We start from the raw sequence: 26,679 nt of genomic DNA on the forward strand, positions 1-26,679 counted from the left end.
TCTGACCGCCCCCGCCGGGTCGTACGCCCGGCGCCCCTGACGTCCCTCCCCTGAGATCCGGCCGGCGAGGCCGGGACACCACCACGACATAGGCAGGCATCGAGCAGTGAACACCTCCCTCATCCGCTCCGGCGGCGGCCGCCACGTCACGATCGTCTCGGCGAGCGTCGGCGCCGGCCATGACGGCGCGGCGGACGAACTGGCCCGGCGGCTCCGCGCGGCCGGGTTCTCCGTCGACCGCCATGACTTCCTGGACCTGCTCCCCGCCTCGCTCGGACGGCTGCTCCGGCAGACGTACGCCGTGCAGTTGCGCGCCGCGCCGGAGAGCTGGGAACGGCTGTTCACCGCGCTCGACCGGCGGCGGAACCTCGCGGCGGCGGTGCGGGCCCTGAGCGGGCTCGCCGCGCGGCGCATCGCCCGTACGGCCGCACCGGAATCGGCCGCCATCGTCTCGACCTACCCGCTGGCGAGCCAGGCGCTGGGCCGGTTGCGGAGACGCGGCGTGCTGCGGGCGCCCGTCGTCACCTACCTCACCGACCTGTCCGTGCACCCGCTCTGGGTGGCCGACGGGGTGGACGTGCATCTCGCGCTGCACCCGCTGACGGCGGCCGAGGCCCATCGGCTCGGCGCCGCGGACGTACGGGTGTGCGCGCCGGCCGTACGCCCCGGGTTCAGGCCGCCGTCGTCCGTCATCGAGCGGCAGATGGCGCGGCTGCACTTCGGCCTGCCGGACGGCGAACGGCTGGCCTTGATCACCGCAGGGTCCTGGGGCAGCGGCGACGTCGCGGCCACCGTGTCCGACGTCGCCGCGACCGGGCTGGTGACTCCGCTGGTGGTGTGCGGCCGTAACACGGCGCTGCGCGAGAAGCTCGCCCGGTCCGGGACGGGCATCGCCCTGGGCTGGGTGGACGACATGCCCGCGTTGATGCGCGCCTGTGACGTCGTGGTGCAGAACGCCGGTGGCCTCAGCTCCCTCGAGGCGCGGGCGTCCGGACTGCCCGTGCTCAGTTACCGCTGCCTCCCCGGCCACGGCCGGGCGAACGCCGCCGTTCTGGAGGAGGCCGGCTGGGCGCCGTGGGCACGCCACGCGGACCGGCTCCCCGAGGCGTTGTTCACGGCACTGACCGGCCCCCGGACGGTGGGCGGCGCGGTCGCGGCGGACCCGGCGGCGATCGTCACCGCTCTCGCGGCCGGGCGGAGCGCGACGGTGACCGCGGGCCGGGCGCCGGCGGACGCGCCTGAGCTCGCCGTGGTGGCGGAGGCGTCCCGATGAGCGTCCCCCGTCTCCGGCGGGCCCTGCCGGGCCCGCGGGCCACCATGGCCGCGGCCGGAGTTCTGGCCGCCGCGCACGCGGCACCGGCGATCACGTCGATCGGTCCCCTGCGCCGCCGCCTGCTGCCGAACCTGGCCGGCGTCGGCGACCCGGGTCATGTCGCGCTCACGTTCGACGACGGACCGGACCCGCGCTCGACCCCGGCGTTCCTCGCCGCGCTGCGCGAGTACGAGGTGACGGCGACCTTCTTCCTTCTCGGCCGGATGCTCGTCGAGGCGCCGGACGTGGGGAGGGAGCTGGTCGACGCCGGGCACGAGATCGCGGTGCACGGCTGGGCGCACCGCTGCATGCTGCTGCGCGGGCCCGCCGCCACGTACGACGACCTGGCCAGGGCCGTGGAGACGATCGTCGGTGTCACGGGGACGGTGCCGCGCTGGTACCGGCCGCCGTACGGGGTGCTGAGCTCGTCCGCGTTGCGGGCGGCGCGCCGGCTCGGCCTCACGCCGGTGCTCTGGACGAACTGGGGCCGCGACTGGACGCGGGCGGCCACCCCGGCGTCCGTCCTCGCGACCGTCACCCGCGATCTCGAAGGGGGAGCGACCGTGCTCCTCCACGACTCCGACTGCACGTCGGCACCGGAGTCGTGGCGGAACACGCTCGGCGCGCTGCCTCCGCTCCTGGAGGAGGTGCGGGAGCGGGGCCTGGCGGTGGGCCCGCTACGCGATCACGCTCTTCCGAGGAGCGCCGCCACGGCGTGAGCGGTGTCGCCGTGGGCGGCCAGCAGGCCGGTGACCCGGTCGTCACCGCCCCCGCCGGCGGCCGGCCGCCATCCGGCGTCGTGACCGAGCAGCCCCGCCACGGCGTCGCACGCCGCCGGGTGAGCGGCCACGAGGTCCGCCACGGCCCGGGCCGGCGCCGGGACCGGAGCCGATGCCGGCGCGGCCGGCCGCCGCGCCGACCACGGCGGAACCCAGGCGTCGACGGCGGGCAGGGAGGCCGGGAGCATCCGGCCCGCCTCCCGTACGAGGACCGGCACCAGCTCGGCCGCCTCGTCCCGCAGCGTGGTGATCAGCTTGGGGAGCCAGGGGAGCAGGACGGGATCGGGCAACCGGGCGAACGCCTTCGACATCACCTCGACGACGACGGGAGCCAGGGACGGAACCGGCTCGAGCGCCTGGACGAACCCGCTGAGGTACAGCGGGATCGACGGGACGACGAGCGGGTTGGCCAGCAGCTCGTCGTACCGCGCGCGCAGCTCGGCCACCGGCAGCAGCCCGAGCTGCGACCGGGCCGCCCACAGCAGCGCGATCCTGGCCGGCGCCTCCGGATGCGACTGGCGTACGGCGAGTTCGAGCTGGGAGTGGTCGCAGCCGAGCGACAGCGCGAGGCTCTCCATGCTGAACAGGAAGCCCAGCATGGCCGCCACCTGCCGGACGCCGGTGTCCTCGTCCAGGAACGCGGTCGGCAGCAGCGTGCAGTAGTGCGCGTATCCGGCGGTGACGAAGCGTTCGCACCATTTCGGCAGGTCGGCCCGGGTGGTGCGGTAGTACGCGAGCAGCCGGCGGATCCGGCGCAGCACGTCGGGTGCGTCGTCCACGGTGCGTTCGGCGGCGAGGAGCTCGACCGCGCGGTTCCCGAGGTCGTCGGCGATCCGGCCGCCGCCGAGATAGAGGATGGCGTCCTCCACGGCCGCCAGCGCCGTCGCGGCGGTCGCCTTCGGGTCCGCGACCGTCCGGCGCAGCCGCTGTTCGAGGACCTGCTCGATCGTGACGCCTTCGTACCCGAGCTCGACGATCGACCGCTGGTGGCGGCCGAGGTCCAGGTCCCAGCTCTCCTGGATGGGGCGTTCGCCGAGCCGCCGCGAGCCCATGATGGGGCGTACGGCGTTGTCCGGCAGCAGGCGGCGCAGTACCCACAGCAGGTCGGAGCAGGGCCGCAGCTCCGGGTCCGCGTCGAGGTCGAGCAGGGCGCGCTGGATCGTGCGCTTGGTGAGGTCGAGCCCCAGCGGCTCCAGCCGGTCGAGCACGTCCCGGGCCAGCGGCGGGAGCGACTCGTAGCCGACCTGCCCGACACGGTCGCCGCCGAGCAGGATCTCGCACAGCCGGCGCACGTCCCGGCGGCCCGGAACGGTGTCCTTCTCGATGCAGGTGACCGCCGCGTCCTGGAAGTCGTACGGCGTGGGGCGGCCCCGGCCGCGCAGGCCCGCCAGCAGGACCGATGTCTCGTACACGGCGATGGCGTCGGCGGTGCTCGCGAGGTAGCCGTTGCGGCGGGCCAGCCGGACGATGTCGACGCACCAGCCCAGCAGCTCGTCCTCGTCCAGGCCGTTCGGGGCGGGCGGCCGGGACAGGAACCCGGACAGCCGGTCCGCGACCGGCCCGCCCGGATCGGGCGCCCGCCGGGCCCGTACGGCCTTCGGTTTCGTCCCCTCCTGCCCCTTGAGCCGGTACGGCGTGACGCCGCTGCCCTTCAGCGCCTTCGACCACGTGGCCGCGGCGATCGACACCGACCCGGGTGCCAGGCCGAACTGCGCCTCGATGGCGGAGTGGCTGGAGGGGATCAGGCCGTACTGCCAGCGGGTCGCCGTACGCGGGGTGATCTCGTACGGTGCGTCGGCGCGCAGGCCGAACTGCTCGACGCGGCTGGCCGCGTGGAACGCGCCGCAGACGTACAGGCACCGCGCCGGGTCGGCCCCGGAGGCGGCGAGGTGCTCGCGCATGCGGGTCCACATGTAGCGTTCGCGGTCCTCGTCCCGGTCGTTGCGGGCGTCCCGCTCCGGGCGCAGTCGCCGGAAGAGACTGCCGATCAACACCATGACCTGGCGGTACGTGTCATGGTCGGCGCCCACCAGCGGCTGTTCGACGTACTGGTCCCACCACTCGGACCAGTGCCGGACCTTGCCGTGGTGCAGCAGGTGCGCCTCGAGCTCGGCGAACCTCGGCCGCAGGTCGCCGATCTCGATGCCGACCGCGTCACCGTGCAGCGCCGCGCCCTCGCCGCCGTCCGCCGCGGGCTCGGGCGGGGTACGGGGCTCCCACTGGAAGACGTGGTCCGTCGATCGGTCGACCAGCACGAGTTCGACACCGGGCGTGTCGAGGGCGTACGCGATCGCCTGGTACTCGGCCGACGCCTCGGTGACGGGCGCCACCACGCTGAGCGGCGACCATTCCGCCGGGAAGTCCTCCAGCTCGGTGGCGAACGCCTGCAGCGCGACGGGCAGCCGGCAGTTGCGCAGCTCGTCGAGCAGCGGCCGCAGGTCCTCGCAGAGTTCGAGGTAGATGACGGCGGGCCGCTTCTCGCGCAGCCGCCGCGCCATGGCCAGCGCCGACGCCGGCGAGTGGTGGCAGACGGGGAAGATCTCCAGCTCCTCGCGCAGCGCCCGGTCGACGTCGTCGACCATGCCGGCCAGGATGCCGGACACCGGATCCGCACCGCCGGCGCCCTCTCCGGCTCCGGCGAACGCCGCCGCGGCGTCCAGCAACTGCGAGCGAAGCGCCGCGAACGGACCCGGCAGCGCTTCCGTGATCTCGGTCATGACAGCGTTTCCAGGGCCTGCCGGCCGCCCTCCAGGAACGCCTGCCACGGCGCGCCGTCGTCCTGCCTGCTGCGCGGCTCGATCACCCCGTGCCAGAACTTGTTCAGGATCGCCAGGTCCTCCGGGCTGCGGCGGGCGAGCGAGCCGACCAGCGAACCGGCGAGCGTCTCCGCGCGGAGCGTACGGTCGCCGAAGAACTGGCTGTGCAGGACGGCGTCCTCCAGCACGCCGATCTGCTCCGCCGTGGACAGCGCCGACTCCAGCTTCTCGTCGTCGCTGGTTGCCGAGGCCGCCGCCGCGCGCAGGTCGGCGAAGCTCTGCAGCAGGATGTCCAGCAGCGTGGGCGGCACCTCCAGGTCGATGCGGTGCCGCCGCATCAGCTCGGCCGTGCGGAACCGTACGATCTCGGCCTCGCTGCGCTTGTTCGTCACCACCGGGATGCGGACGAAGTTGAAACGCCGCTTGAGGGCGGACGACAGGTCGTTGACGCCCCGGTCGCGGCTGTTGGCGGTGGCGATGATCGAGAATCCGGGCTTGGCGAAGACGATGTTGTCGTCGTCGAGCTCGGGGATGGAGACGTACTTCTCGGACAGGATCGAGATGAGGGCGTCCTGTACGTCGCTGGTCGACCGGGTCAGCTCCTCGAACCGCCCGATCATCCCCTGCTCCATCGCCGTCATGATCGGCGAAGGGATCATCGACTCGCGCGACTGCCCCTTCGCGATCACCATCGAGACGTTCCACGAGTACTTGATGTGGTCTTCGGTGGTGCCCGCCGTCCCCTGGACGACCAGCGTCGAGTTACGGCAGATGGCCGCCGACAGCAACTCGGCGAGCCAGCTCTTCCCGGTGCCGGGATCGCCGATCAGCAGCAGGCCGCGGTCCGAGGCGAGCGTCACGATGCTCCGCTCGACGAAGCTCCGGTCGCCGAACCACTTCTGCGGGATCTCCCGGTCCAGCCCGTCGGACCGCTCGGAACCCAGGATGAACAGCCGGACCATCCGCGGGCTGAGCCGCCAGGAGAACGGCTTGGGCCCGTCGTCGACGGACTCCAGCCAGTCGAGCTCCTCGGCGTACTTGACCTCGGCCGGGGCGCGCAGCATCTCGTCGGTCATCGTTCTCCTCTTAGTCCAGGAAGTTCTTCAGCTCGAAGACGAGCTTGCGGATGTGGCCTGAGATCACGGGCGTGCCGAGATCCTTGAAGCGCTGCCGGAACCAGGGGTTCACGCTCTGGTGGCCGGAGCTGTTCACCGAGCCGACCGGGATGAACTTCACCCCGGACCGGTGCACCGCCTGAATGCCGTCGAACAGCGGCTGGGACCGGTCGAACTCGTAGAAGTCGGAGATCCACACCATCACCGTGTTGGCCGGATCGGTGATCTTCGGGCGGGCCATCGCCATCGCGACCGGCCCGTCGTTGCCGCCGCCGAGCTGGGTCCGCAGCAGCACTTCGAACGGGTCGTGCACCCAGGGCGTCAGGTCGAGCGCCCGCGTGTCGTACGCGATCAGGTGGACGTCGACCTTGGGCAGGCCCGCGAAGATGGACGCCAGGATCGTGCAGTTCACCATCGAGTCGACCATCGACCCGGACTGGTCGACCACCACGATCAGGCGGGCGGGCGTCGTGCGTTTGGCGGTCTGCCGGTAGAAGAGCCGGTCGACGTACAGCCGTTCTTCCTCCGGGTCCCAGTTGGTGAGGTTCTTCCAGATCGTCCGGTCGAGGTCGAGGTTGCGGAACACGCGCTTCGGCGGCACCGACCGGTCGATCGTCCCGGCGCTGGTCTGCTGGACCTGGGTGCGCAGGACCTCCGCGACCTCGTCGACGTAGCGGCGGATCAGCGCCTTGGCGTTCGCCAGCGCGACGCCCGACAGGTTCGCCTTGTCGCGCAGGAGCTGCTCGATCAGTGACATGCTCGGCGTGAGCTGCCTCGCCAGCGCCGGGTCGGCCAGCACCTCACGCAGCCGCATCCGGCTCACGAGGTCGCCCTCGAGCGTCGACAGCACTCCGGCCAGCTCGCACGCGCCCTCCGCGCCGAGCGCCCGCTTCAGCCATCCGGCGTCCCGCTGCCAGTCGGCGAGCCGGGTCGCGGTGACACTGCCGGACCCGGTCGACAGCACGTTGAGCAGCAGCTTGGAGACCAGCGCGGCGCGGCGTACCCGCTGGTCGTCGTCGCCGGGGGTCAGCAGGCCGTCCAGCTCCGCCCGCAGATCCGGGAAACGCTGGACGAGGTTGTCCAACGACACGGACGGGTCGAGCAGCGCGGGCGGCAGCCCGATGTCCTCGACGATCGCCACGCTCGCCGTCTCGAGGGCCGGCTGCTCGTCGCGGTCGAACATCCGCGCCAGCAGCCGCCAGTAGAGCACCTGCCGCCGGTTCTCCTCCGCCGCCGCGGAGGAGGCGACGTCAGCGGTGCCCGCCGTGGGGTGACTCGTGTCCGCCGTGGGGTCGCTCATCGCCGCAGCAGCCTTCCCGCGCGCTCGCGCAGCACGGCCACGGCGTCACCGGCCCGTGCCTCGGCCTTGACGACCTTCGGGTCGGTCGGGCCGAGCGCCCAGTCGCCGCCGTGCGCCTCCACGGGCTTGCGCTTGACCGTCGCCTGCACGGCGAGCGGCTGCAGCGTCCACCGGCCGGCCTCCCACCGGACCAGCCCGATGCAGGCCGACGAGGCCGCCACCAGCTCCGGCGTCAGCGGCCCGCAGTCGGGCAGCCGCTCCAGGTCGAGCGCGAGAGCATGCCCGTCCAGGGTCAGGGCGTCGCCGTCGATCGTGTACCCCTCCACCAGAACGGGTTCGGCGATGCGCACCGGATGACGCTCCAGGGGAGGGGCCGCCGGAGCGAGCGCGTCGGTGAGCCGGAGCCGCGCCGTCGCGAACGGGTCCGCCGGCTCCCCCAGGGTCGCCTGGGCGTCCCGCCAGATCAGGTCGCCGCCCGCCGTGACGGGCAGCTCCGCCAGGTCGACGCTCCGGTGCTCGGCCAGCGCCTTGAGCAGGACCAGATGCGCGTCCAGCAACCGCCACAGCGCCGGCCCGACGATCGTGTCGACCTTCGCCGCCGCCACGCTCGCCCGTACGAGACGGGCGGACGAACCGTCGGTGGGTTCGAGCACTCCGTGCACCTGAATCTGCAGCGCCGTACCGTGCTCGTGGACGTCCACCCCGAGCGGAAGCAGCCGCCCGGACACGGCCCCGGCGGCCCGCGCCCCGCTCGTACCCGGCTGGAGGAGCAGCAGCGCCCGCGCCCACAGATCGGCCCAGCGCCGGGCGGGCACCCGGTCCATCGTCGCCACCGGGCAGGAGGCCCGCAGCTCCGCGGCCAGCCCGTCGAGCAGCACCGCGGGCCCGCGCAGGCGCGGCTCGCCCAGCAGCGCCGAGACGGCCTGGTCGGCGGAGGAGACGAGGTCGTGGTCGACACCCCGCCACCCGGTGATGGCCAGCTCCTGCAACCATGACCGCCCGGCGCCGAGCGGGCCGTCGACCGGCGAAGCGGCCGATGGCGGCTCCCACGGAGCCCTGGTCCGGCCGAGCGCGGCGTCGAACCGGCCGAGCTCGGCATCGTGCACCGCGCCGAGCAGCGTCGTACGGGCGCCCGCGAGCACCGCCAGCTCCGCATCCCCGATCGAGCCCGCCGTGATCTTCTCCACCGCCTCGGCCACGGCCGGGCCGAGCGGTGTGTCGCGCAGTGCCCCCGCCATGGCGGCGAGCCGTCCCGCCTGCTCTTCGTCCACCCTGGCCAGGCCGTGCGCCAGAACGTCGTCGAACCCGTCCACCAGGTCGAGGGTCTCCGCCACGCCCGGGGCCGCGCCGTCGAGCAGCGCCGCGAGCTGAACTCCCAGCATCAGCGCACCGCCCTCGTGGCCGGGAACCACTGCAGCTCGGCGATCGGCTCCGTCGTGTCCGGAAGCTCCAGATAGGCCAGGTGACGGAGGAACCGGCTGAACACCCCGGCCGCCGGCGCGCGCTCCGGCGCCCCGTCCAGCCGGCTGATCAGATCCTCGCCCTCACCGACGTCCACCCGCAGGTAGCGAGCGACGCGGTCGAGGCCGTACTGCAGCGCCGCCTCGCTGACGAGGGCCTGCAGATGCTTGCACGGAGATCCGGTCAGCCCGCCGCAGGGCCGGTTGTTGTTCGTACCGCAGCTGTACGCGTGGGTGCCCGCGGCGATGGAGGAGACGTAGACCCGGGCGATGTCCGACCCGCTGGACACCACGCCCTGCAGCCGCCCCTCCGCGAGCTCCACGAAGGGGACCTTCGCCAGTTTCCGCGGCCGCACGGGCGGGACCACCCGCACCACGCTCCGGCGTTCCCAGTCCGTCATCACCGGCGCCCTTCACCCCGCGCCCGGCACGGCCGATCGGCGACCGGTGACCCGTCCCAGAACCGGCTGAATGAGTCCGCGGACCGTCCCGTACGTGCGCCTTCGCGCCCATCGGCGACAGGGTTCGACATGGGGAAGCCTCTCTTCTCGGGGAACCCGCGAGAGAGCATGGCCGACCGCGCCGACATTTCTCGGCACCCTCGATGGCGGCCGCGGAAGTGTCGGCGGCCGATGCCAGAATGCCCGGCGGCGCCCCTCGATCCGCATGTTCCGCCACGACCGCGCATACGCCCGGGAGCCTTGAAGTTCGTGGCGGCTACGGAAGACTGGGGGCGTGATAGTCGAGACTGTGCGCCCTCGCGACTACAACGACGTCCGGTATGTGGGGCACTACTTCCGCCAGGGCGTTCTGGTGGTGATGGACCTCACGGAGATGACGGACGACGAGGGAAGACAGCTCGTCGACTTCGCCGCCGGCCTCATCTGCGGGCGGGGCGGCGACATGGAGCGCCTCGGCCCGAAGGTCTTCCTCCTGATCCCCTCCGCGCCCGCCGGACCGGGCACCACGACCGGCGTCGTGAAGAGGCTGCGGCCCCGGGACTACAACGAGGTGCTCCATGTGGGGCACTACTTCCGTGAGGGGGTTCCGGTCGTCATGGACCTCACGGCGATGACGGACGAGGAGGCGAGGCAGCTCGTGGACTTCTCGGCCGGTCTCATCTGCGCACGGGGCGGCGACATGGAACGCCTCAGTCCAAAGGTCTTCCTGCTGGTCCCGGCCGGACTGGCCAGGCCGAGCGCGGCCGCGCTCCAGCCGGAGAAGACGGCCCCGGAACCCGCCTGACCGCCGTGCCGTCAGCGAGAACTCCGCTGGATCCGGTGGAACGCACGGTCGTCAATGACGGAGTCCGTCTCCTGGTACACGATCACGGCGGTTCGGGGCCACCCGTCGTACTGCTGCACGGACTGGCCGGCCACTCCGGTGAGTGGGACGAGACCGCGGCGTGGCTTCGGAAGGACCACCGCGTGGTGGTCTTCGACCAGCGCGCGCACGGCGCGAGCGAGCGGTGTCCCGCTGACGTGTCCCGCGCTGCGTACGTCTCCGACGTCGTCGCCGTCATCAATGCCCTGCGGCTGGGCCGTGCCCTTCTGGTGGGCCAGTCGCTGGGCGGACACACCGCCATGCTCGCGGCCGCCGCCCGACCCGACCTCGTCCGTGCGCTGGTGATGATCGAGGCCGCTCCCGGCGACGCGGCACCCGGCCTTCCGGAGGACATCGAGAACTGGCTCGCGTCCTGGCCTGTGCCGTTCCGATCGCGAGAGGCGGCGGTCGAGTTCTTCGGCGGCGGCCCGGTGGGTACGACCTGGGCGGCCGGCCTCGCGGAGCGGCGGGACGGCTGGTGGCCGCGCTTCGAGCCCGAACTCATGGTCCGGTCCGTGGTGGAACTGTCCCGGCGCTCGTTCTGGCCGGAATGGAGGACGGTGAGGTGTCCGGCCCTCGTCGTACTCGCCGAGTCCGGCGTGTTCCCCGGCGGCGCGGCGCGGGAGATCACACGCGACAGGCCGAGTACGACCGTGGTCACGGTGCCGGGAACCGGTCACGACGTCCATCTGGAGAAGCCGGAGCCGGTGCGAGCCGCCATCACCGAATTCCTGCGATCGCTCGGAACCTGATCGGCCGCCGGCCGATGTCGAAAATGATCACCTGAACGCATCGCCTGTGAAAGGCTTGGACGGTGATCGTCCGTTTCGTGATGGCGTTAACGGTCTGGCTCGCCGTCGGGGTACTGATCGCTGCGGAGGGCAGTGCCCAGGCGCCGCCGGATTACTCGTTCACCGTTTATTACGGCGTGTTCGTCCTCGCCTGGACGGTGAGCTACTGGATCCGTGCCCGTTCCGGCAGGCCGCGCCGGTGGGGGCGGAGTGAAGTAGCCGAAGCGGCGGTGCTGGTGGCCGAACGGTGGCGACCGCGTTCCCGCCGGAGGACACGCGACGATGCGCGTCCGCCGAAGAACGGCGCCGGCCCGCCGACGGCTCGGCGCGTGTCATAGGGGAGGGCCGGCCGTCGAGAGCCTCCCGCCGTCCTGCGGCGCACGACGGGAAGCGTGACGGCGGCGCTCAGGACGAGGGCGTGGCGGTCGGGCTCGGCGGAGCGGTGAGGGGCGGGTGGCCGTACGTGTCGTGGAACTGCGCGCAACTCCACGAGCCTTTGACCTGCAGGAGCGTGCCGTCGCCCTTGAGGTTGGGCCCGGTCCGGGCCTTGATGGCCCCGTCGATGGTGCCGGAGTGATCAGGGTTGATCGTGACGGTGCCGCTCGACCCGCTGCTGCCGAAGGCTCCGCCCCAGTGCAGCTTGCTGGAGTCGGGGCCGTCGACGGAGACGTTCTCCTTGGCGATTTCGTAATTGCCGCCCTGGAGGTCGGCGTCGTTGACGAGCACGCCGAACGTCCCCTCCTGCCCCTTGATGGTGATGGGGAAGGACACGTTGTAGACCCATTTGTTGAACAGGTCGTTCCAGTCCCACGTGCACTTGGGAGCGTTGTTGTAGCGGGTGACGTGGTCGTTCACCGTTCCGGCGAGTGTGAGGTCCAGCTTGTCGCTCGAGGCCGGAGCGGGCGCTGCGGCCTTGGAGGTCTGCGGTGCGGTCGTCGAGTCCTTGTCGTGGCCCTTGTCGTTGTTCGACCCGCAGGCCGCTAGGGCCAGACCGGCACTCATGGCGACCGCGATACCCGCGGCACGGCGCGCTGGGATGACGTTCATCTACTGTGGTGTCCTTTTCCCCGTGGTGATGCCATACCAGGGCGTCGTCCGCCGACGCCTCCGGCGCGTCATTACGAAGGCGGAAGGGGCCCCCGCCGTTCTTCCGCCCAATAACCGAACAAGGCCACCGCGAATCCGCGGGCCGCCCCCTCCCCTTAGGCGGACAACGGCCTCTGCAGGCCAGAGCGTAAGCTGACCGGATACCTGGCACAAGACCCGTTATGCCGAAGTTATCCCTGGTCGCTCGCGCCATTGCAGAGCTCAATTGACAGCGGCCGGATCATCGCCGAACCCCAGGCCCCACCGCAGGACTTCCCCTTCAGCCCGACGGAATGGCGAACTGTCCGGCTTCCGCGCCCCTAGGCGGCATCGAGGTCGGCGGGCGCGACGATGGAGTTGACGCGCGGCATCGGGCGCTTGAGCTCACCGGGATCGGCGAACGTCACGGGCCCGCTGGTACCAAACTGTGGCGAGGGCGAACAACGAGCCGATCGGGCCGACGACGTTCCGGGTGACCACGGCACCGAGTGCCGCCACGGCCATGATGACGCAGGTGAGGACGATCATGGTCCGAAGGCTCAGCGGCCGGCGCGGGCGGTCGATCCAACGTCCCAGAACTCGATCATCGAGCCGGATCAGCGCCCGAACAGGATTGCCCACTCGCCGCACGTCTCCACCCTCCCGAATCCGCTCGATCAACGATAACCGCGGGAACGCGCTCGCCAAGGGTTCGAAACCGCCCCGCCGCCCGCGGCTGAGTTCTCCGCGTCGAGGACGCCAGGCTCAACGGACCTCAGCGGCCGCCTCTCGTATGAAGCGTTCGACGCGTTGCTCTGTGCGCTCACCGTGCTCCATCAGCTCGGTGGCGTCCTTAGCATGGTGAATCTCGGCCACCGCGTCGAGGGACTGATCGGCGAGCTCGACCAGCTGAGGGTCTTCGGCCAGGAGCTGGACGCGGTATCTCGCCCGCAGCGCCAACGAGCGCAGGCGTCCCTGCTCCACCTCGAAACGCTCGGGAAGAGGATGGGTGAGTTCTCCGTGACGGTGCAGCCAGACCTGCAACTCTTGGTGCCGGTACTCCATGACCGCCTCGGCGAACGCGCTGTACGCCGACACACGATCCCGTCGCAAGCGCTCATCGCGCGCGAACTGCTCGGCACGTCCCGCGGTTCGTCGCTGGAAGACATAAGTCAGAGCCGAGCCGAGCAGCGTGCCTGCCACCGCGACCAGGCTCGTGAGCGCACCACCCATGCCGACAGTGGAACACATCGATCACCGGACCGCTGAAGACAGCGATCCGAACGGTGAGCGGTGGCCGCAGGGCAAGACGAGCGACGACGCCACGGCCGGATGCGACCTCGTCTGCCACGCGAACGCCCCCGCCTGTCGCGGGGGCGTTGCTGCTGGTGGAGCCACGGGGATCCGAACCCCGGACTGCCTGCTTGCGAATCATGCCGATCTTGGCCCGTATGGCCGCTGACCTGCGTGAACATGTGTCCGCGAGTGACCGCTGTTAACCCTTGATCACCGTGGCTAATGGCCCGCTAATGGCCCGCTAATGGCCCGGCGTGTCGCTCGGCTGGAGGCGGTGAGTCCACCTGCGCCTCTTGGCCGAGCAGCCGCATCTTTATCAGTTCGATCTTGGTCAAGGTGATCAAGCTGCGGCATACGTCGACCCGTCTGCTGGTCTTGCTCATCCGGCGTCGTCTGCCGGTGTTGCCGTCACCGTTGCCGTCACTGCCGTCGGCTCGCCCATGAGACAGATGATCATTAAGCTCCCGGCATGCCTCCTTCCCGGACGGCTCGCGCTGTCGCTGTTCTAACGCTGGTGATCACCCCGCTGGCGGCGATCCCGGATGCGTCTCCTGCCACCCGGTGCAACAAGCTGCTCTTCTCCGTACGGCGATCGATCGACGCCCAGCGCGCTAGCTTGCAGTCCCGCTACCCCACGTACTCGATGGGCCAGGAGGGCCTGATAATCCGGGGCGGACCACTACTATCCGTAGGTTTCAGCGGTCGAGATCGGATATGCACCTACATCGACCAGTAACCGGCCACCCTCCACAGATGCGTGCCCACGCCATAGCACCACCCGCCGGGTCATCACCTCTGCCTTCGTCCCACCCCGGAGGGGAAGCGGGCCAGGCCCTACGGGTCGAGGTGGAGCGCCCATGGACGAACGACCTCGACCCGTAGGGCCTGGTCTGCTTGGCTTGTCCTGGGACGGAGGTAGAGGGGATGACCCGGCTTCCACCCCAGCCACTGACTACCGTGCGCCGCGTGCGACCCGACTCCATCCCCGAGCCTGAGCGCCCCCGCCGGAGGCGTCTTCTACAGTCCCCCGTGATCTGGTGAGCGGGGTTGCCGTCTGATGCCGAAGGCACCCGTAGGGCGAGCGAATGCGAGTCTGCCGGCGGCCCTGCGCCCGTCCCGCGAAAACGATCCGGCCGGATGACGCTGGAGACAATCCGCGGTGGATTCTTCGTCCGGTGGCCGCCCGATCGGCACGACCGGAGGGACCGGCGCCCACGCCGCACGCCCGTAGGGCGTGCCGGAGCGGGCGGCCTGCGGCGGCGCTTGCGCCGCCGCCTTGACGAAATGGGCCTGTCCGGTGTCCATTTCCATGACCTGCGCCATACGGGTAACACCCTTGCCGCGCAGAGTGGAGCGAGCCTGGCGGACCTCAAGGCACGGATGGGGCAGGACAGTGACCGCGCTGCGCTGATCTACCAGCACGCGACTCGGCACGCTGACCATCGGATCGCCGAAGCGCTCGACGCACGGATCAAGGCGGAGCTACCGGAGGATGACGACGATGGCCCGGCCGGTGGCCTGCTCGTCCCGGTGGCCTAATGGCACGCTAATGGCACGAACGCCCCCGCCCATGATCAGGGCGGGGGCGTTTTGGCTGGTGGAGCCACGGGGATTCGAACCCCGGACTTCCTGCTTGCAAAGCAGGCGCTCTGCCAACTGAGCTATGGCCCCTGGAGATCGCCCTACAGCCTACCGGGGGATGGGGGCTGTCCGCTCGTCACGGGGCCGGTTGATCGTCGTACGGCGTGGTGGACGGTCGGTGGGGGCGCTGGATGAGCGTGGGGAGTTCGGTGACGCTGCTGAGGATATGGGTCGCGCCGGCGGCTTCGAGGCGGGTGCGGTCGTGGGCGCCGGTGAGGGTGCCCGCGACGATGGAGGCGCCCGAGCGGCGGCCGCTGTGCATGTCGCTCTCGGTGTCGCCGCACACGGCGATGTGGCGGACGTCGTCGACCTGCACGTGGAGCGCCGCGGTGAGGATCATGTCGGGGTACGGGCGGCCGCGACCGCCCGCGTCGGCGGGGCAGAGGAGCAGGTCGGCGCGCTTCCACCAGCCGAGGGTGTCGATGATGTGGCCGAGCGTCCGGCTGCCGAAGCCGGTCATCAGGCAGATGCGCACGCCGGAGGCGGCGAGTGCGTCGATGGCGGCCTCGGCTCCGGGGATCGGGGAGAGGCCGACACGATCGATGATGGAGTCGTACGCCTGCTCGAAGGCGTGATTGGCGGCCTGGGCGCGGTCCTCGTCGGCGAAGACGTCGCGGAAGACGTCGAGTTTGGACCTGCCTCGGGCGGCGTGGACCCGGCCCATGGCCCGGGTGTAGGTGTCGGTGCCGGAGACGATGCCCTGGGTGACCAGAGCCTCGGTGAAGGCGCGCTCGCCTATTCCGTCATCGGCGACGGTCGTACCGGCGAGGTCGAGACAGGCGAGCGTGATCCGAGACTCGTCGCCCACGCCCACCCCCGTCTGCCCTCGCCGGCACGGTCAAGACATCTCTCAGCTGTCGGACGACGTCGCCTCGGTCCACAGGTCCAGCTCGGCCCGGTCCTGCTGAAGCCGGCGCCAAACCGCGAAACCACCGAGGGCGACCAGCGCGAGAACGATGAGCTTCTTCACGATGGGAACCCCTTCAAACCTCGACTAGCACTGCGTTACCGCAGCCTAGCAACCACCCAGGTACGTCCGTGCCGCTTCCCCCTGTGGGTCGCGGAACATCTGGATTCCATGGTTCTTCAACGTCGAGGCGGTCATTCGCCTCCAATCCCTGCATACCCGGTTGAGGTGCGAAAGCTGCAGGACATCGGCGTTCCGGGCCGCCGTCCCGCTCCGTACCGTCGGCGAACCCCGGCTCCCGGCACCGTGGAGGCCCCTCGCTCTCCCGGGGCGGCCTGCCGGCGAGAGACGATCTCGCGGGTTCCTTCGTGCTGGTCACGGCAGGAGGGAGGTACGGCGGGACCAGCGTTTTGTTCGCCATTGTTTGTCCGTTCGACCGCTGCGGTGACAATCAACAATCCGGGTCCTACTTCTGAGGTGACCGCTCCCTCACGAGGAGGATTCACGTGAAACGTTCCCCGAGCACCCAGCCCTCCGCGACGCTGCGCCGCGTCGTTCTCGCGATCGCCGTCGCGGTGACGAGCACCCTGGCGACGTCCGTCGCCGCGGCCTGGACGACTCCCGCCCGCGCCGCGACCGAGCCGATCCCCGCAACGATCAATGCGCCGGCCGGCAACCCGCCCGAGGTGAAGACCTCACCCGATTCCGGCTCCGCGACCGTCGGAAAGATCGATGCGGCACGGGGATACTCCGTCCTCTGCAGCCGTACGGCCGACAACGGCGATCCCTGGGACCTGATCACCCCATCCGGTGGCCCCTCGACGGGCATCGGGTACGTGCCCGCCCCCTGGGTGACGACCCCGGGTGGGGTACGGGTCGGTCCCTGCGGTGGCGACCTCGGCCAGGGCACCGGGGCGAACGAGCAGAAGGACACGCAGCAGTGCGCCGCGCTCCTCGCAAACGCCAGGCAGATCATCGAGGCGGAGACCGATCAGGTCCTGTTCTCGCAGTTCATCACCAACTACATCGAGAACAACGCCCAGCGTTGGGCGGCCGCGTTGGTCGCGGCGGGTGATGACAAGGCGCCGGCACCGGCCGACTCGGCACTGGTCTCCGATGCCATCAACAAGGTCGCCGCGTCCAGTTACGACATCGTCAACGCCACGGTCGAGGCCTTCAAGAAACTGGCCGAGGAGGGTGTGCGCGTCCCTGCGGTGGACTGCTCCAACCGTTCGCAGGACGACGTCGCCCTGAGGTTGAAGGACGACACGTTCAAGCGCCTCGCCGAAAAGACCGACAAGGGTTTCCTTGAAAAGCTACTCGGTCAGATCGCCGGCATCGTCGCCGACGCGGCCCGCAACGGCGTGAGCTCCGACAACTCGTACCGTCCGCCGAACTCCACCTCCACCTCGCAGTGAGGCCGACGCCCGTATCCCGTCGATGATCTCCGGCTCGGAGGAGCCGCAGCGAGGACCCGGCCCAGGGGCACCGGCCGACCCGGTGTCCCTGGGCTCTTCCCGCGACCGAGGTTGTTCACGGCCTGTGGAAAACCGCGTCGGCTCGACGCCCTTTCGGGGCGGTTCCATCCTCAGGATGACGCGGACTTTTCCACAACCCCTGTGGACAAGTCGTGGACAGCCCAGAGCCCGGAGGACTCAGAACGGTGACAGGACGCGCAAAATCCCGTAAGCGCCCTTAGTTACCGCATCCCCGGCATAACGCCATACTCGGTTCACTCAGTGATCGCTCCGGCGTGGCCCGGGCGAGCGACTCTCGCGCGTGGGAAGCCCCCTGAGAGGAGATTGCCCGTGAGACGCGCGATCGCCGTCACCGCCCTCCTGCCCGCCCTCCCCCTGCTGACCGTCGTACTCGCCACCCCCGCCTCCGCCGCGCCGCCGTCGCCGCCGAGCACGGCGACCGCGAAGAAGGAACTGGCCCGGCTGAAAGTGCGCCGGGAAGGCACCCTCTCCGGGTACAGCCGCGCGAAGTTCCCCCAGTGGATCGACCAGGGCCACGGCTGCAACACCCGTGAGGTCGTCCTGAAGCGCGACGGCGCGCACGTCCGCGTCGGATCCGATTGCTACCCGGTCACGGGACGCTGGTACAGCCCGTACGACGGGAAGTACCTCACGAACCCGCACAAGGTCGACATCGAGCACCTCGTGGCGCTGGCGGAGGCCTGGCGTTCCGGCGCCAAGTCCTGGAGCACCGCCAAGCGCCGCGCGTTCGCGAACGACCTGAAGCATCCGGAACTGTGGACCGCCGACGATCCCGTCAACCGGCAGAAGGGCGGCAAGGACCCGGCGCGTTGGCTGCCGCCCCGTCACGCGTTCCGCTGCACCTACATCCGCGCCTACGTCAGGGTGAAGTACGTCTGGGGACTGTCCGTGGACTCCGCCGAGAAGAAGGCGATCGCCGCGGTGCTCAAGAAGTGCTGACCGCTCCCGCCTGAGGACGTCACGGCACCAGGACGACCTTCCCGACGGTGGCGCGTGTCTCCAGCGCGGCATGCGCCGCCGCCGCGTCCTTCAGCGCGAAGGTCTGCACGGCCGGCGTCAGGCGGCCCGCCGCCGCCTCGGCCAGCGCCCTCTCCTGGAGGGCGCGCAGGCCACCCGGGCGGCGGAGGAGCCCCGGGCCGAGTGCGACGGAGGCCGACAGGCCGCGCCCCAGGAGATCCGCCGAGGTGAACCGGATCGGTTCACCACCGGACCAGCCGAAGACGACCAGCCGGCCGCCGGGGGCCAGCAGGTCGAAGGCGGCCTGTCCCGCCGGTCCGCCGACGCCGTCCAGCACGAGGGTGACCCCCCGGCCGTCCAGTGCGTCCCGTACCCGGTCGGCCCAGTCCGGCGCGGTGTAGTCGGCCGCGACCTCGGCTCCCGACCCTCGTACCCGCGCGACCTTGGCGGCTCCGCCGGCGAGCCCGACGACCGTCGCGCCGAGGCCGCGGGCCGCCTGGACGAGCATCGTGCCGATCCCGCCCGCGGCCGCGGTCACGAGCACCACGTCCTCGGGCGTCGGTCGCGCGATGTCGAGGATGCCGACGGTCATGCGCCCGGTTCCCACCATCGCCACGGCGGCGTCGTAGTCCAGCTCGTCGGGGAGCGCGTGCAGGTCCGCCACGGCCGCGACTGCGCGTTCGGCGTAGCCGCCACTGGCCATGCCGAGATGGACCACCACGCGCCTGCCGAGCCAGGACTCCTCCACACCGGCCCCGAGTTCGTCGACCACGCCGGCCACCTCGCGCCCCGGCGTCATCGGCAGCTCCGGAAGGGCGAACGGCCCCTCGTACGATCCCCTGCGGAGCATCGTGTCGACCAGGTGGACCCCGCACGCCCGTACGGCGATGCCCACCTGTCCCTCGCCGGGCCGCGGGTCCGGCGCCTCCTCGTACCGGAGAGTGTCCGGTGGGCCGAACTCGTACTGTCGGATCGCGTGCATGGTCCCTCCTCGCTCGATGGCGTACGAGGGTCGACTCTGCAACCTCAAGTCCGGTTCAGGTCAATCTCGCCGGCTCCGTGGGAGACTGGCGGCATGGCCGACGGACACGACCACGACCCGGCGTGCGACGCCGCGCACGGCACGGCGCCCGGCGACACGGGTGACCGTACGCTCATCGCCGTGTTCGCCTCGCCGGTGGCCGACTCGCTCCTGCGGTTCGCCAGAGAGGTCGGATACCGCTGTGTCCTGCTGGAGCCGGACCCTGAGCGGGCGGCCACCGTGTCCCACGACTCCGCCCCGGTGGTGACCGCTCCGCCGGCCGACCTGGACGGTACGGCGGACGTCGTCGTCACCGACCACCACCGCCCCGACCTCGGCCTCGTCCTGCGCGACCTGCTCACCCGGCCGGTCCGGTGGATCGGCGTCCTGGGCAACCCACGCCATCCCGGCCCGCACGTACGGCTCCTGACGGAGCTGGGCGTACCGGCCGAGGAGATCGCCCGGGTGCATCGTCCGGTCGGCCTGAACATCGGCTCACGTACGCCGCCGGAGATCGCCATCGCGACACTGGCGGGGCTCATCGCCGACCGCAACGGGCGACCGGGCGGCTTCGCCTTCTGACGGCGGGCCCGTACGGGCGGTGTTCACGCGCCGAGTTCGCGTATCCACAATTCGTGAATTTCAACGGCTTGCCATGCGAGCCGTCATCGTGGATGTTTAACCGCTTTCCTGTCGGTGATGAAGAAGGCGCCATCCCCGGAAGGAGAAGAAAATGGGTATCTTGATCGCGGTTCTCATCCTTGCGCTTATCCTCGGCGGTGCCGGCTTCGCCGTTCACGTTCTCTGGTGGATCGCGCTCGCCGTTCTCGTCCTGTGGCTGCTGGGCTTCGTGTTCCGCGGCTCGGCGACCGCCGGCGGCCCGCGTCGCCGCTGGTACCGATGGTGACCGTGCCATCACACCTGTGGAACCTGGCGGCCGTCCCTCCGTACGAGGGGCGGCCGCCAGGACGCGGTGCACCCAGGGGCTCGCCTCGCCGATAAACCCGAATCGGCGCATGAGTTCTTGGCATCGCGGTGAAACATGAAAGAAAGGTGAACAGGCGGCTTTACCGGGGAGCGGGCGGGTAAATGCCGTCACTCGCACGCGGCCCTTCGGTCATGCGAAGCTCTTCTCGAGGCGGCCTTTCCTACGGAGACTCCCTAGCGCTCTCCTGGCGTGGGGGACGAGAGGTGTGCCACCTCCTCATCGGAGAGCCGGAGAGAGCCCGCAGCGATGTTCTCGACCAGATGGTCCGGGTCGCCGGTTCCCGGAATGACCAGTACGTGCGGCCCCTGATGCAGCGCCCAGGCCAGCCGGACCTGGGCGGTCGTCGCGCCGTGCGCACGGGCGACGGCACGGACCCGTACGTCGTCGTCGGTCACGGCCGCACCGGCCTCACGCCCCCGGCCGGCGATGGTGAAGAACGGCACGAACGCCACGCCCTGCTCTCCACAGGCCCGCAGGAGGGCCTGCGCCTCGGACGGTGCGCCGATCCCGTACTCGTTCTGGATGCACACCACAGGGGCGATGGACCGAGCTTCGGCGAGGTGTTCGGAGGTGGCGTTCGAAATGCCGAGGTGCCGGATGAGACCGGCGTCGCGGAGGCCGGCCAGCACCGCGAAGTGCTCGCCGATCGAGTCGACCCGCCGCCGCGGGATGCGCAGGTTGACCAGGTCGAGATGGTCGCGGCCGAGCTGCCGCAGGTTCTCCTCGACCTGGCCGCGCAACTGGGCGGGCGTGGCCCACCACCACTCACCGGAGGAGTCCCGGCCCGGCCAGACCTTGGTGGCGATGACCAGATCATCCGGGTACGGGCTCAGCGCCGTGTTGATCAGCTCGTTCGCCGACCGCAGCGACGAGAAGTAGAACGCGGCCGTGTCGACGTGATCGACGCCCAGGTCGACGGCGCGCCGGAGCACGCGGATCGAACGCTCACGGTCGCTCGGCCTGCCCAGGTCGAAGGCCGCATCACCCGTGAGCCGCATCGCGCCGAGCCCGACACGATTGACCTCCAGATCACCGAGCATCCACGTGCCCGCGGCCGCCGCGTCACCGGCGCGTGAAGTCCCGGTCCGCGACGCTTCCTCTCCGGCAGGGCGCACGACATCCACGGAACCTCCTGAAGACGATGGTGAGGCCGGTCACGGAGCAGTGCTCGGACTCGGCCGGGGAATCAACCTGCGCCCGAGGACGACGGCCTCAGACACGAAAAAAGCCTCCCTGGCGGACGAATCCGGGCCCAGGAAGGCCAAGTGCTCACTGAGAACCTATCAGTACCGATCACCACGACTTCAGGCCGACGCCCGCCGGACCCGGTAACCCCAACGCCTCAGAACTCGGACCATCGTCTCCGCGCCGCTGGGATTGGCGCTGTGAACGAAGACCATGCCGATGTCGAAGGGCCGCCCGTCGAAAGCCGCCTCCTCCAGCACCGCCACGATCGGCATGATGCTGTCGTCGCCGCCCAGGTCGTGATCGAGCCAGAGTTCGTCGATCCGATGGTCTCGATGCTCCTCGAGAAGCCGGATGCCCTCACGGCTGGTGCGGGCGATCTGCGTGGTCCCTGGCAGAGCGCGCAGGTCGTCAACGCCGAGGATGATCGGCGATCGTGCCTCCGGGCTCTCGTTCATCCGGCCATCGTCGCAGCCTGGCGCTCGGCCTGAGCAGCACGCCTACGCGACTCAGCCGAGGTCGGACGAGAGCCAGTGTTCGGGCTGCATCCGGATGATGTGCTCGTGGCGCGCGAACTCGACATACGCGTCCACCCGATCCGCCGGCAGGTAGCGGCCGGCCAGCAACCGGATCTGATCCTCCGTCGCGGGCCCGGTGTCGATCACTCTGCCCTCGACGCTGACGTAGCGAACGGTCGGCGAGGTGCGGTGCACCAGCAACGTGAACCGCCCGGCAGCGGCGATCAATCGGGCCTTGCGCGAGTCCGGTGGCGTCAGCACCCAAGGCACGTCACCAGGCACGAAGTAGTACCAGATCGGAACTGTCAGCGGCCCTCGGTCCGGGCCCGCGACCACTGACAGTGACGCGACGTGCGGCTCGGCCAGGAAAGCCTGTCGATCACTCATCGAAAGCGCCATGAGCGGAAGATAAACGAAGGCTCAGACAGAAGGACGGACGCCGACCCGAGCCGCAGCGATGAGTTCTTCATCAGGTGGGACCGGCCGAGCGCCCCGGCTCTCGGGTCTTCCCCTGGGGCGCGCTGGATCCGCCGATGAGTTCACGGCGCGCACCAGGTCTGTGTCCGGGAAGCGATCTGAAGGAGGCGGAACATGGTGACAGAGCCGGACGCAGGATTTCCCAAGGGCATCAGTGCGCCCGCGACCCGGGCACTCCAGGCCGCTGGTTACAGCGAACTCAGGCAGCTCGCGGATGTACCCGCCGCGGAGTTGAAGAAGCTCCACGGCATGGGCCCTAAGGCGCTGCGCCTACTACAGGAGGCCCTCCAGCGGGAAGGCATGTCCCTCGGCTGAGCCACCGGCACCGTTGCCGACTCGTACATGCACGACGGCGCGGGCGGAGGTGGAGGGCTCCACTCGGAGGAGGCGGTACCCGGCGCGGCTGATCAGCGGTTCCCACAGCGATCAACGCAGTGAGCGCCGAGACTTTCCGTCGTCCGGACGACGGAAAGTCTCGGCAGCGATTGACCGCAGAGAGTGTGACCACCGAGCCATGGGCCTCACTCGTGTCAGACCGCCCCAGCGTCGACAGCGGGGCCCGGAAGAGCCGAGATGGAACGACATCGCCGCCGAGAAGACGGATCTCGCGGCGATCACCGAACGCATCGTGCGGCGCGCCGTCGACGCCGGCCGGCTCCGTGACGACTTCTGCGCCGATGACTTCGTCATCGTCACCCGCGGCGCCATGGCGAACATGACCGCCGGCGGTGGCTGGCGTAGGCACGTCACGCTCCTGCTCGAAGGCATCCGCGGCCCCGAACGCTGACCCATAAGCACCTTCGAACGCGTCACCGTCTATCTGGATACGGCGTCGATGGCAGCGTGATCACCCATCCTGACTTTCACCTCGTCAAGTGAGCACACTTCACGCCGCCGCGGTCTCTGAAATGTGCCTGGGCCGAGCCGGAAGCACCCCGCCGGAGGCGAGAAAGGACGGATTCGATGTGGCAATCCGCGGAGCTCGCAGGCAGGCTTGTCGAAGTGATCGCCTAGATGCTGTGGAGCATCGAGGCTGCTGATCCCTGGGAGCTGGCGGAGGAAGCCGGCCGTCCGGAGCACTGGCAAGCATTGGATCGGTCAGCCGAATACGCGGGCCAGCACACGAGCGATCACCACGGCACCACGCCGTCGTCGTCGAAGAACCCTCCGGTCGGGCCGTCCGCGCCCAGGGTGGCCAGTCGCACCACGATCGCGGCGCCGTCGTCGGCCGTGCGGGTGACGGGGAGACCGAGGTGGCGGGTGAAGTCCGTCGCGCAGGGACCAGGGGTACAGGCGTTGATCAGGATGCCCTGCTCCCGAAGGTCCTTGGCGTACTGAACGGTCAAGGAGTTGAGCGCCGTCTTCGAGGGCGGGTACGCCGCGTGCCCCGCCAACCGGGACATGTAGTGATCCGGATCGGTCATGTAGGCGAGCGACCCGATACCGCTGGACACGTTGACGATGCGGGCCGCCGCCGAGCGCGACAGCAGCGGCAGCATGGCGTTGGTCACCGCGATCACACCGAAGACGTTGGTCTCGAACACCCGCCTGACCAGGTTAAGGTCGGCGGTCGCCGGCTCCGTCGGTCCGGGGCTGCCGGAGATTCCGGCGTTGTTGACCAGCACGTCGAGCCGGCCGAAGCGTTCGTCGATCTGTCTGGCGGCCGACTCGATCGTCGCCGCGTCGGTGACGTCGAGCATGAGGGCGCGTACATCACCGCCGCCGGACCTGAGCGCCTCGGCAGCCTCCTCACCGCGTCCAAGGTCCCTGGAGCCGAGAAGGACCGTCGCGCCGCGATCCGCGAGCTGGCGGGCGACGGCACGCCCCACTCCTCTGTTCGCTCCTGTGATCAGGGCGATCTTCTCGTCAGTCATGAGGATGACTTCACCACCGGGGGCCGCAGCAGGACAATGCCTGGCCGAGTCTCGGCCGATACCCTCACGGTATGGATCGACTACAGACCCGCGAACTCGCGTACTTCGTGGCGGTCGCCGAAGAACTGCACTTCGGCCGGGCGGCCGAGCGTCTCGGCATCGCGCAGCCGCCGCTGTCCAGGGCCATCAGCCGGCTCGAACGCCGGATGGGCGTGCCCCTGCTGGAACGCAACAGCCGAAAGGTCGCGCTCACCCCGGCCGGCGAGGTGTTCCTCGCCGAGAGCCGCCGGGCCCTGGATGCGGTCGACGCAGCCGTGCGACGCGCCCAGCGCGCGGGCCGGCCCGCCTCACGGCTGGTCCTGGTGATGAAACCCGGCGGTGACTGCGGCCTGCTGCCCGACATCCTGGCCGCCTACGAGACCGACCCGGACGCGGTCCCGGTCGACATCGTCCTGTGCTCGGCCCACGAACGCGCCCAGATGATCCGCGACGGCCGCGCCGACGTCGGCCTGCTGCACCGCTCGAACACCGACCTGACCGGTCTCGACACCGAGGAACTCCTGACCGAAGACCAGGTCGTCGTCCTCCCCCACCAACACCACCTGGCCGACCGGGCAAGCGTACGTCTCGCCGACCTGGCCGGCGAGACAATGCCCCACTGGTCGGCCGATCCCCCCAACACCCCGAACAGGCTGTCCGTACGAGACGTCGGCCAACTAATGCAGCTCATCGCGCTCGGCCGCGCGGTCGCCGTGGTGCCCGCATCCGTACGCGGCCAACTCCGCGACGACCTGGCCTGCGTACCCGTCACCGACGCCCAGCCCACCACCCTCATCCTCGCCTGGCCACAAGGACACCGAGCATCCGCACTCGCGGCATTCGTCCGCACCGCGACCACCGTCGCGGCCCACCGGCAGCAGACTCCCAGCCGGATCAAGCGGAGGAGAATTCACGCAACCTAGCCATCGACCTGAACCAGCGCAGCCATGCCGCCCTGGACACCACGGCCACCGAACTGGCCGCCCATCCCATCACCCGCCCCCGCGGCACGGAACCGTCGTCCTGACCGAACCTGGACTGCACTTTCGCTGTCCGCCCACCGCCACTTCCGTGACCGCCCACCTTCACAAGACACGACCACCCACCACCACTTCTGAATGGCCGTCAGCACAGTTCTCGCCGGTGCACTGCGAGGACTTCCCGAGGAGGAGCGCCGACAAGGCCGTGTGGTCTTTGAGGAGATCGCGGCAACGAGGACTGGCCAGTGCCGGGCATTCATGGCGGGCATGCCGGCAGCCATAGGTCTAGCCGATTCGGGAGGCGGGTGACGACGGTGCGCGTCTCGTTGCCGTGCGGAGCATCGACGGTAGGGAATCGCTCGCTCGGCCGCCCGATCGGCACGGCCGGAGGGACCGGCGCCCACGCCGCACGCCCGCAGGGCGTTCCGGAGCGTGCGGCCCTTTGCTGCCTACGGTGACGGCATGAACGAAGAGCGGGTCACTGGTCGCCTGTCCGAGAAAGAGGCTGACACCCTCGCCGCGTTGCTCCATCGCTACTGCGAGTACAACTTGGATCAGTTCGAACTCTGGAAGCTGCGCACCGCTTACGGGCCGGTGTACGTCACGATCACCCGCGAACCGGCTCCAGGGGTCGCGCCTCAGACCTACATCGAGCTCCCTGCTTCCGATACACCCGCAGGGTCATCCGCTCTGCCGTCATCCCACCCGTCAGGGAAGCGGGCCAAGCCCCAGGGGTGAAGGTGGAGCGCCCCCACCGGACGAACGACCTCCGCCCCTGGGGCCTGGCCCGGGCCGGGCTCACTCCTTGCGCTGGAAGTCCGGGACGCCGACTGTCGATGCCGGGTCCTCAAGGGGCCAGATCGGCATGTCTTCGGGGGCCTTTGCGCGGGAGACCGAAATCCCCTGGAGGCAGGCGTCGCACCACAGGAGGGTGTAGCCGAGGCGGCTTTCCCTATCGGCGATGTAGCGCGCATGAAGGCGGTCACAGGCGCAGTTGGGACATGAGCCCGTCACCGCGTCACCAGGCCCGGCCCGGACCTTGGCCAGCGTTCTCAGCCATGTTGCGCGATCGGTCATCAGCTCAACCGTCCGTCGCAGTAGTTCCAGTGCGGCCCTGCTGAGCCTACGTGCCGCCTGATCGGCACGGCGGAGGGATCGGCGCCCACGCCGCACGCCCGTATGGCGTGCCGGAGCGGGCGGTCTGCGGCGGCACTTACGCCGCCACCTTGATCTGATACAGCGAAGATCGGCAGAGGTCAGGCGGGCCTGCTGTCAACGACGGCTGAAAACGGACCCGTCTGCGGCGGGCGAAAATGGACCCGTTTGTTGATCTTCAGTCGTTGGTCTTGGCCGCGGGGACGCGGCCGAGGTCGCGGTCTTTGAGGCGGTAGCTGTC

31 protein-coding genes and 1 tRNA gene are annotated in these 26,679 nt (G+C 70.2%); 15 read left to right on the forward strand and 17 right to left on the reverse strand.

Annotation, left to right across the window (positions count from 1 at the left end):
• The first annotated feature begins 106 nt into the window (after positions 1 to 106).
• Positions 107 to 1,273, forward strand: coding sequence for an MGDG synthase family glycosyltransferase (locus tag NE234_RS45600; protein WP_252785246.1), 1,167 nt, complete (start codon positions 107 to 109; stop codon positions 1,271 to 1,273).
• Positions 1,270 to 2,031 carry a polysaccharide deacetylase family protein gene (locus NE234_RS35125; RefSeq protein WP_252785247.1) on the forward strand — a complete coding sequence of 254 codons (762 nt, stop codon included), beginning with the start codon at positions 1,270 to 1,272 and terminating at the stop codon, positions 2,029 to 2,031. The genes NE234_RS45600 and NE234_RS35125 overlap by 4 nt, the downstream gene beginning before the upstream one ends.
• Here the strand turns inward: NE234_RS35125 and NE234_RS35130 are convergent.
• From NE234_RS35130 to NE234_RS35150, 5 genes are read right to left on the reverse strand one after another with little or no spacing between them, the layout of a single operon-like run.
• Complete coding sequence (locus tag NE234_RS35130) at positions 1,998 to 4,808, reverse strand: DUF5682 family protein (protein ID WP_252785248.1); 2,811 nt, start codon at positions 4,806 to 4,808, stop codon at positions 1,998 to 2,000. The two genes, NE234_RS35125 and NE234_RS35130, sit on opposite strands and share 34 nt — an antisense overlap.
• A complete protein-coding gene (locus NE234_RS35135) occupies positions 4,805 to 5,923 on the reverse strand; it encodes an ATP-binding protein (protein WP_252785249.1) in 1,119 nt (372 codons plus the stop codon). Before NE234_RS35135 ends, NE234_RS35130 begins: the two co-directional genes overlap by 4 nt.
• A 10-nt stretch (positions 5,924 to 5,933) precedes the next feature.
• Positions 5,934 to 7,262 carry a VWA domain-containing protein gene (locus NE234_RS35140; protein WP_252785250.1) on the reverse strand — a complete coding sequence of 443 codons (1,329 nt, stop codon included), beginning with the start codon at positions 7,260 to 7,262 and terminating at the stop codon, positions 5,934 to 5,936.
• On the reverse strand, positions 7,259 to 8,644 hold the full coding sequence (locus tag NE234_RS35145; RefSeq protein WP_252785251.1) for a hypothetical protein: 1,386 nt from the start codon (positions 8,642 to 8,644) through the stop codon (positions 7,259 to 7,261). Before NE234_RS35145 ends, NE234_RS35140 begins: the two co-directional genes overlap by 4 nt.
• Entirely contained in the window at positions 8,644 to 9,123 is a 480-nt protein-coding gene (locus NE234_RS35150) for a hypothetical protein (RefSeq protein ID WP_252785252.1), read from the reverse strand. The genes NE234_RS35145 and NE234_RS35150 overlap by 1 nt, the downstream gene beginning before the upstream one ends.
• A 334-nt stretch (positions 9,124 to 9,457) precedes the next feature.
• Between NE234_RS35150 and NE234_RS45605 the strand changes: the two genes are divergently transcribed.
• The 3 genes from NE234_RS45605 (at position 9,458) to NE234_RS35165 (ending at position 11,174) form a co-directional block, all read left to right on the forward strand.
• Positions 9,458 to 9,967, forward strand: a complete 510-nt coding sequence (locus tag NE234_RS45605; protein WP_252785253.1) for a cell division protein SepF — start codon at positions 9,458 to 9,460, stop codon at positions 9,965 to 9,967.
• Between the two features lie 35 nt (positions 9,968 to 10,002).
• Entirely contained in the window at positions 10,003 to 10,797 is a 795-nt protein-coding gene (locus NE234_RS35160; RefSeq protein ID WP_252785254.1) for an alpha/beta fold hydrolase, read from the forward strand.
• Positions 10,798 to 10,859: 62 nt separating this feature from the next.
• Positions 10,860 to 11,174, forward strand: coding sequence for a hypothetical protein (locus tag NE234_RS35165; RefSeq protein WP_252785255.1), 315 nt, complete (start codon positions 10,860 to 10,862; stop codon positions 11,172 to 11,174).
• A 67-nt stretch (positions 11,175 to 11,241) separates the two neighbouring features.
• On the opposite strand, the gene NE234_RS35170 is transcribed toward NE234_RS35165, so the two are convergent.
• The 3 genes from NE234_RS35170 to NE234_RS35180 all read right to left on the reverse strand — a co-directional run bounded on the left by NE234_RS35170 (position 11,242) and on the right by NE234_RS35180 (position 13,134).
• Complete coding sequence (locus NE234_RS35170; protein WP_252785256.1) at positions 11,242 to 11,883, reverse strand: hypothetical protein; 642 nt, start codon at positions 11,881 to 11,883, stop codon at positions 11,242 to 11,244.
• Positions 11,884 to 12,306: 423 nt separating this feature from the next.
• Positions 12,307 to 12,450: a hypothetical protein gene (locus NE234_RS35175; protein ID WP_252785257.1), complete on the reverse strand. Its 144-nt coding sequence runs from the start codon at positions 12,448 to 12,450 to the stop codon at positions 12,307 to 12,309.
• A gap of 216 nt (positions 12,451 to 12,666) precedes the next feature.
• Positions 12,667 to 13,134: a hypothetical protein gene (locus tag NE234_RS35180; RefSeq protein WP_252785258.1), complete on the reverse strand. Its 468-nt coding sequence runs from the start codon at positions 13,132 to 13,134 to the stop codon at positions 12,667 to 12,669.
• A gap of 356 nt (positions 13,135 to 13,490) precedes the next feature.
• Between NE234_RS35180 and NE234_RS35185 the strand changes: the two genes are divergently transcribed.
• Positions 13,491 to 13,706: a hypothetical protein gene (locus NE234_RS35185; RefSeq protein ID WP_252785259.1), complete on the forward strand. Its 216-nt coding sequence runs from the start codon at positions 13,491 to 13,493 to the stop codon at positions 13,704 to 13,706.
• A 628-nt stretch (positions 13,707 to 14,334) separates the two neighbouring features.
• Positions 14,335 to 14,736, forward strand: a complete 402-nt coding sequence (locus NE234_RS35190; protein ID WP_252785260.1) for a hypothetical protein — start codon at positions 14,335 to 14,337, stop codon at positions 14,734 to 14,736.
• A gap of 56 nt (positions 14,737 to 14,792) precedes the next feature.
• Here the strand turns inward: NE234_RS35190 and NE234_RS35195 are convergent.
• From NE234_RS35195 to NE234_RS35205, 3 genes are all read right to left on the reverse strand, one after another.
• Positions 14,793 to 14,868: transfer RNA gene (locus NE234_RS35195), tRNA-Ala, on the reverse strand.
• A gap of 46 nt (positions 14,869 to 14,914) precedes the next feature.
• Positions 14,915 to 15,646 carry an HAD family hydrolase gene (locus NE234_RS35200; RefSeq protein WP_252785261.1) on the reverse strand — a complete coding sequence of 244 codons (732 nt, stop codon included), beginning with the start codon at positions 15,644 to 15,646 and terminating at the stop codon, positions 14,915 to 14,917.
• A gap of 42 nt (positions 15,647 to 15,688) precedes the next feature.
• Positions 15,689 to 15,808 (reverse strand): DLW-39 family protein, encoded by a 120-nt coding sequence (locus NE234_RS35205; RefSeq protein ID WP_252785262.1) that lies wholly within the window; start codon positions 15,806 to 15,808, stop codon positions 15,689 to 15,691.
• A 443-nt stretch (positions 15,809 to 16,251) separates the two neighbouring features.
• On the opposite strand from NE234_RS35205, the gene NE234_RS35210 reads away from it, so the two are divergent.
• Complete coding sequence (locus NE234_RS35210; protein WP_252785263.1) at positions 16,252 to 17,163, forward strand: hypothetical protein; 912 nt, start codon at positions 16,252 to 16,254, stop codon at positions 17,161 to 17,163.
• A 390-nt stretch (positions 17,164 to 17,553) separates the two neighbouring features.
• Positions 17,554 to 18,183: an HNH endonuclease family protein gene (locus tag NE234_RS35215; RefSeq protein WP_252785264.1), complete on the forward strand. Its 630-nt coding sequence runs from the start codon at positions 17,554 to 17,556 to the stop codon at positions 18,181 to 18,183.
• Positions 18,184 to 18,202: 19 nt separating this feature from the next.
• On the opposite strand, the gene NE234_RS35220 is transcribed toward NE234_RS35215, so the two are convergent.
• Positions 18,203 to 19,183, reverse strand: a complete 981-nt coding sequence (locus NE234_RS35220; RefSeq protein WP_252785265.1) for a zinc-binding dehydrogenase — start codon at positions 19,181 to 19,183, stop codon at positions 18,203 to 18,205.
• 93 nt (positions 19,184 to 19,276) lie between these two features.
• On the opposite strand from NE234_RS35220, the gene NE234_RS35225 reads away from it, so the two are divergent.
• Both NE234_RS35225 and NE234_RS35230 read left to right on the forward strand, forming a co-directional pair.
• Entirely contained in the window at positions 19,277 to 19,804 is a 528-nt protein-coding gene (locus NE234_RS35225; protein WP_252785266.1) for an XdhC family protein, read from the forward strand.
• 151 nt (positions 19,805 to 19,955) lie between these two features.
• The gene (locus tag NE234_RS35230; protein WP_252785267.1) at positions 19,956 to 20,129 is read left to right on the forward strand and encodes a hydrophobic protein; all 174 of its coding nucleotides are present in this window, start codon (positions 19,956 to 19,958) and stop codon (positions 20,127 to 20,129) included.
• Positions 20,130 to 20,383: 254 nt separating this feature from the next.
• Here the strand turns inward: NE234_RS35230 and NE234_RS35235 are convergent, their stop codons facing one another.
• From NE234_RS35235 to NE234_RS35245, 3 genes are all read right to left on the reverse strand, one after another.
• A complete protein-coding gene (locus NE234_RS35235; RefSeq protein ID WP_252785268.1) occupies positions 20,384 to 21,334 on the reverse strand; it encodes an aldo/keto reductase in 951 nt (316 codons plus the stop codon).
• Between the two features lie 180 nt (positions 21,335 to 21,514).
• Positions 21,515 to 21,853, reverse strand: a complete 339-nt coding sequence (locus NE234_RS35240) for a cyclic-phosphate processing receiver domain-containing protein (protein WP_252785269.1) — start codon at positions 21,851 to 21,853, stop codon at positions 21,515 to 21,517.
• Positions 21,854 to 21,904: 51 nt separating this feature from the next.
• Complete coding sequence (locus NE234_RS35245; protein WP_252785270.1) at positions 21,905 to 22,312, reverse strand: pyridoxamine 5'-phosphate oxidase family protein; 408 nt, start codon at positions 22,310 to 22,312, stop codon at positions 21,905 to 21,907.
• Positions 22,313 to 22,504: 192 nt separating this feature from the next.
• Here NE234_RS35245 and NE234_RS35250 point away from each other — a divergent pair, with 192 nt between their 5' ends.
• Both NE234_RS35250 and NE234_RS35255 read left to right on the forward strand, forming a co-directional pair.
• Positions 22,505 to 22,705 (forward strand): helix-hairpin-helix domain-containing protein, encoded by a 201-nt coding sequence (locus NE234_RS35250; protein ID WP_252785271.1) that lies wholly within the window; start codon positions 22,505 to 22,507, stop codon positions 22,703 to 22,705.
• Positions 22,706 to 22,904: 199 nt separating this feature from the next.
• Positions 22,905 to 23,177 carry a hypothetical protein gene (locus NE234_RS35255; RefSeq protein WP_252785272.1) on the forward strand — a complete coding sequence of 91 codons (273 nt, stop codon included), beginning with the start codon at positions 22,905 to 22,907 and terminating at the stop codon, positions 23,175 to 23,177.
• A 343-nt stretch (positions 23,178 to 23,520) separates the two neighbouring features.
• Here NE234_RS35255 and NE234_RS35260 read toward each other — a convergent pair whose 3' ends face one another.
• The gene (locus NE234_RS35260) at positions 23,521 to 24,264 is read right to left on the reverse strand and encodes an SDR family oxidoreductase (protein ID WP_252785273.1); all 744 of its coding nucleotides are present in this window, start codon (positions 24,262 to 24,264) and stop codon (positions 23,521 to 23,523) included.
• Positions 24,265 to 24,335: 71 nt separating this feature from the next.
• Here NE234_RS35260 and NE234_RS35265 point away from each other — a divergent pair, with 71 nt between their 5' ends.
• Both NE234_RS35265 and NE234_RS35270 read left to right on the forward strand, forming a co-directional pair.
• Positions 24,336 to 25,226 carry a LysR family transcriptional regulator gene (locus tag NE234_RS35265; protein WP_252785274.1) on the forward strand — a complete coding sequence of 297 codons (891 nt, stop codon included), beginning with the start codon at positions 24,336 to 24,338 and terminating at the stop codon, positions 25,224 to 25,226.
• Positions 25,227 to 25,745: 519 nt separating this feature from the next.
• Positions 25,746 to 26,021: a hypothetical protein gene (locus NE234_RS35270; RefSeq protein ID WP_252785275.1), complete on the forward strand. Its 276-nt coding sequence runs from the start codon at positions 25,746 to 25,748 to the stop codon at positions 26,019 to 26,021.
• Between the two features lie 60 nt (positions 26,022 to 26,081).
• Here the strand turns inward: NE234_RS35270 and NE234_RS35275 are convergent, their stop codons facing one another.
• Positions 26,082 to 26,360 (reverse strand): hypothetical protein, encoded by a 279-nt coding sequence (locus tag NE234_RS35275; protein ID WP_252785276.1) that lies wholly within the window; start codon positions 26,358 to 26,360, stop codon positions 26,082 to 26,084.
• Between the last annotated feature and the right edge of the window lie 319 nt (positions 26,361 to 26,679).

It is taken from the genome of Actinoallomurus rhizosphaericola (assembly GCF_024055675.1).
In the GTDB taxonomy this organism is placed as follows: domain Bacteria; phylum Actinomycetota; class Actinomycetes; order Streptosporangiales; family Streptosporangiaceae; genus Actinoallomurus; species Actinoallomurus soli.

Coding starts and splice junctions, on each gene's coding strand:
- NE234_RS35140 (WP_252785250.1), bottom strand. CDS start 7,262: ATGAGCGACCCCACGGCGGACACGAGTCACCCCACGGCGGGCACCGCT.
- NE234_RS35240 (WP_252785269.1), bottom strand. CDS start 21,853: ATGAACGAGAGCCCGGAGGCACGATCGCCGATCATCCTCGGCGTTGAC.
- NE234_RS35260 (WP_252785273.1), bottom strand. CDS start 24,264: ATGACTGACGAGAAGATCGCCCTGATCACAGGAGCGAACAGAGGAGTG.
- NE234_RS35255 (WP_252785272.1), top strand. CDS start 22,905: ATGGGCCTCACTCGTGTCAGACCGCCCCAGCGTCGACAGCGGGGCCCG.
- NE234_RS35250 (WP_252785271.1), top strand. CDS start 22,505: ATGGTGACAGAGCCGGACGCAGGATTTCCCAAGGGCATCAGTGCGCCC.
- NE234_RS35230 (WP_252785267.1), top strand. CDS start 19,956: ATGGGTATCTTGATCGCGGTTCTCATCCTTGCGCTTATCCTCGGCGGT.
- NE234_RS35145 (WP_252785251.1), bottom strand. CDS start 8,644: ATGCTGGGAGTTCAGCTCGCGGCGCTGCTCGACGGCGCGGCCCCGGGC.
- NE234_RS35180 (WP_252785258.1), bottom strand. CDS start 13,134: ATGGGTGGTGCGCTCACGAGCCTGGTCGCGGTGGCAGGCACGCTGCTC.
- NE234_RS35245 (WP_252785270.1), bottom strand. CDS start 22,312: ATGGCGCTTTCGATGAGTGATCGACAGGCTTTCCTGGCCGAGCCGCAC.
- NE234_RS35265 (WP_252785274.1), top strand. CDS start 24,336: ATGGATCGACTACAGACCCGCGAACTCGCGTACTTCGTGGCGGTCGCC.
- NE234_RS35175 (WP_252785257.1), bottom strand. CDS start 12,450: ATGATCGTCCTCACCTGCGTCATCATGGCCGTGGCGGCACTCGGTGCC.
- NE234_RS35225 (WP_252785266.1), top strand. CDS start 19,277: ATGGCCGACGGACACGACCACGACCCGGCGTGCGACGCCGCGCACGGC.
- NE234_RS35125 (WP_252785247.1), top strand. CDS start 1,270: ATGAGCGTCCCCCGTCTCCGGCGGGCCCTGCCGGGCCCGCGGGCCACC.
- NE234_RS35270 (WP_252785275.1), top strand. CDS start 25,746: ATGAACGAAGAGCGGGTCACTGGTCGCCTGTCCGAGAAAGAGGCTGAC.
- NE234_RS35150 (WP_252785252.1), bottom strand. CDS start 9,123: ATGACGGACTGGGAACGCCGGAGCGTGGTGCGGGTGGTCCCGCCCGTG.
- NE234_RS35130 (WP_252785248.1), bottom strand. CDS start 4,808: ATGACCGAGATCACGGAAGCGCTGCCGGGTCCGTTCGCGGCGCTTCGC.
- NE234_RS35135 (WP_252785249.1), bottom strand. CDS start 5,923: ATGACCGACGAGATGCTGCGCGCCCCGGCCGAGGTCAAGTACGCCGAG.
- NE234_RS35170 (WP_252785256.1), bottom strand. CDS start 11,883: ATGAACGTCATCCCAGCGCGCCGTGCCGCGGGTATCGCGGTCGCCATG.
- NE234_RS35275 (WP_252785276.1), bottom strand. CDS start 26,360: ATGACCGATCGCGCAACATGGCTGAGAACGCTGGCCAAGGTCCGGGCC.
- NE234_RS35220 (WP_252785265.1), bottom strand. CDS start 19,183: ATGCACGCGATCCGACAGTACGAGTTCGGCCCACCGGACACTCTCCGG.
- NE234_RS35190 (WP_252785260.1), top strand. CDS start 14,335: ATGACGCTGGAGACAATCCGCGGTGGATTCTTCGTCCGGTGGCCGCCC.